This is a genomic window from Serratia sp. (in: enterobacteria) (assembly GCF_046715635.1).
Classification (GTDB): Bacteria; Pseudomonadota; Gammaproteobacteria; order Enterobacterales; family Enterobacteriaceae; genus Chania.
On sequence record NZ_JBKJYW010000434.1, the window covers coordinates 1 to 3,104 of the forward strand.

Sequence of the window (3,104 nt, forward strand, 5' to 3'; positions counted from 1 at the left end):
GTTGAGAACACCGACAACACGTCGGCTTTCTCTTCGGTCAGGAAGTAGTGCTCGACCTTTTCCACCACCTTGGTGGTTTGCTGCAGAGTGGAGCCTGCTGGTAACTGCACCTGTACGGTGAACACGCCACGGTCTTCTTGTGGCAAAAATGAGGTTGGCAGTTTGATAAACAACAGTGCCATACCGGCCAGCAGCAACAGGTAGATCACCATGTAGCGGACGCTGTGATGCAGCACGCGGGCTACTCCACGTTCATAACGTTCGGTGTTACGGTTGAACATGCGGTTAAACCAGCCGAAGAAACCGCGCTTGCCGTGATGATGGCCTTTGGCGATCGGCTGGAGAATTGTGGCACACAGGGCTGGGGTAAGGATCATGGCGACCAGCACCGAAAGCACCATCGCGGAAACGATGGTGATCGAGAACTGGCGATAAATGGCCCCGGTGGTGCCGCCGAAGAAGGCCATGGGAATAAATACCGCCGAAAGCACCATGGCAATCCCCACCAGCGCCCCCTGGATCTGCCCCATGGATTTACGGGTGGCGTCCCTGGGTGAGAGACCTTCCTCGCTCATCACGCGTTCCACGTTTTCCACCACTACGATGGCGTCATCAACCAGGAGGCCGATCGCCAGCACCATGGCAAACATCGTCAGGGTGTTAATGCTGTAGCCAAAGGCCGAAAGGATGGCAAAGGTGCCCAACAGCACCACCGGAACGGCGATAGTGGGAATTAACGTGGCGCGGAAGTTCTGCAAGAACAGGTACATGACTAAAAATACCAGCAAAATGGCTTCCAGCAGGGTTTTTACCACGTCATGGATTGACGCCTGCACGAACGGCGTCGTCTCATAGGCGACTTTGGCTTCCAATCCGTGGGGGAAATATTGTGAAAGCTCGGCGATCTTGGCTTTCACCAACTGGTCGGTTTGCAATTCGTTGGCACCAGAGGCCAGCTTGATGTTCATCCCGGCGGCCTGCAGGCCGTTGTAGCGGCTGAGGTAGTTATAGTTTTCCCCGCCCAACTCCACCGTGGCAACGTCACCCAGAGTGACCAGAGAACCGTCCTGATTGACGCGCAGCGTGATCTGTCGGAACTGTTCCGGCGTTTGCAACTGGGATTGAGCGTTGATGGTGGCGTTCAGCGCTTGCTGATCTACGGAAGGGGAGCCGCCTAGCTGGCCCACCGCCACCTGGGCGTTCTGTGAGCTGATGGCGTTGACCACATCCTGCGTAGTGAGCTGGTAGCTGGTGAGTTTGTTCGGATCCAGCCAGATACGCATGGCGTATTGCGAACCGTAAACGTCCATGCTGCCCACACCGTTAATGCGGCTGAGGGGGTCTTGCAGGTTGGAAACGATGTAGTCCGCGATGTCCTGCTTATCCATGCTGCCATCGTTGGAGACAAAGGCCACCATCATCAGCGTGGTGTCGCCCGATTTTGACACCGTCACGCCTTGCTGCTGTACTGCCTGTGGCAACCGCTTGATGGCGGCTTGCAGCTTGTTTTGTACCTGCTGCATGGCTTCGTTAGGATCGGTGCCTGCTTCAAAGGTCAATGTCACCGAGGCCTGACCGGTGTTGGTGCTTTGGGACGACATATACATCATATTGTCGAGGCCGGTCATGTTCTGTTCGATAATCTGGGTAACGGTATTTTCCAGCGTTTGTGCCGAAGCTCCCGGATAGGTGGCGCTGATACGCACGTTTGGCGGAGCGAGGTTCGGATACTGTTCGACAGGCAGAGAAAAAATCGCCAACGTCCCCGTCAGGCAAAGAATAATTGCCAGAACCCAGGCAAAAATCGGGCGATCAATAAAAAAGTTGGCCATGCGGCATGAACCTCGTTGTGACTTGTTCTATTTTTGACTGCATCAGTTATGCTTATGCCTGGCGCTTGTTGGTGGCCGGGTTGTCGCAGGATTTCATTGTACCCAAAGGTGCTACTGCACTTTACTCGTCAAGCGTAGGTAAAGCGTGGAGAAAAAAAGGAGATAATGTAAATAACAGTAGTAGACATCTACAGTTACACATTGCACCACAACGAAACGCGTCATTATGACGATTTTATTGCGTTACGGTGAAATAATCAGGAAGTTTTCCGCAGCAGGAGTTAAGCATGGAAATTAACCCGGTATTTGCTCGTCGTCTTTATCTGTGTTGGCTGATCAGCAGCAATGAACGCCCTAACGTTCCGCGCTTGATGGAATTGACCGGTTGGCCGCGCCGGACGCTGCAGGATGTACTCAAAGCGTTGCCAGGCCTGGGCCTGGAGTTGCAGTTTGTTCAGCAAGGGAAACGTAATAACGATGGCTATTACCAGTTGGTAAACTGGGGCCCGCTAAGCCAAAGCTGGGTTAATCAGCATCATGAGATGCTGCTGGCGGCCATTGGTTGAATGTTCCCCGGCGTGCCGGGGAAGCATTACTGGCTTTTCGATTCCAGATACATCACGGTTGCTGCCACGCGCGAACGCACGTTGAGCTTGCGCAGCATATTGCGGATGTGCACTTTCACCGTCTCTTCGGAAATATGCAACTGTGCAGCGACCTGCTTGTTTGACATGCCGCGTGCCACTTCCTGCAATACATCCAGTTCACGTTCGGTGAGATCGGCAAAGGGATCGTGCTGCTCGCTGCGTGACGAAAGATAGTCCGCCACCGCATCGCTAATCACGTTCTTGCCCTCGGCAGCCTGGCGAATATGCTCCAGCAGTTGTTCTGGTTCGCTGTCTTTCAGCAGGTAGCCATCGGCACCAGCATCGATCAGCGCATAGACGTCGCTGCGGGAATCAGAAACGGTCAGCACGATGATACGTGCATCCACCCCTTCATCGCGCAGTGCTTTTAGCGTATCCAGCCCGGAAAGACCCTTCATGTTCAGATCGAGCAGGATCACGTCAGGCGTAAACTGCGCGGCCAGAGCGATCGCCTCAGCACCGCCGCTGGCTTCTGCCACCACGGTGAAAGTAGGATCTAGCCCCAGCAACTGTTTGATACCACGGCGCATCAACGGGTGATCGTCCACGATCATTACTCGGTAATTTTTCATCACAATAAAACGTGCTCCCTGTAGCGAGTAAAGCCACTGCGTAATGCAGGCAG

3 protein-coding genes are annotated in these 3,104 nt (G+C 54.1%); 1 reads left to right on the forward strand and 2 read right to left on the reverse strand.

From position 1 onward, the window contains the following. A partial coding sequence (locus ACLQ7H_RS22730) for an efflux RND transporter permease subunit (RefSeq protein WP_411754617.1) occupies positions 1-1,832 on the reverse strand: 1,832 nt, incomplete at its 3' end. A 287-nt stretch (positions 1,833-2,119) separates the two neighbouring features. On the opposite strand from ACLQ7H_RS22730, the gene ACLQ7H_RS22735 reads away from it, so the two are divergent. Then, entirely contained in the window at positions 2,120-2,398 is a 279-nt protein-coding gene (locus ACLQ7H_RS22735) for a helix-turn-helix domain-containing protein (protein ID WP_021807096.1), read from the forward strand. A 26-nt stretch (positions 2,399-2,424) separates the two neighbouring features. Here ACLQ7H_RS22735 and narP read toward each other — a convergent pair whose 3' ends face one another. Next, positions 2,425-3,057 (reverse strand): nitrate/nitrite response regulator protein NarP, encoded by a 633-nt coding sequence (narP, locus tag ACLQ7H_RS22740; protein ID WP_411754618.1) that lies wholly within the window; start codon positions 3,055-3,057, stop codon positions 2,425-2,427. Positions 3,058-3,104 lie beyond the last annotated feature (47 nt).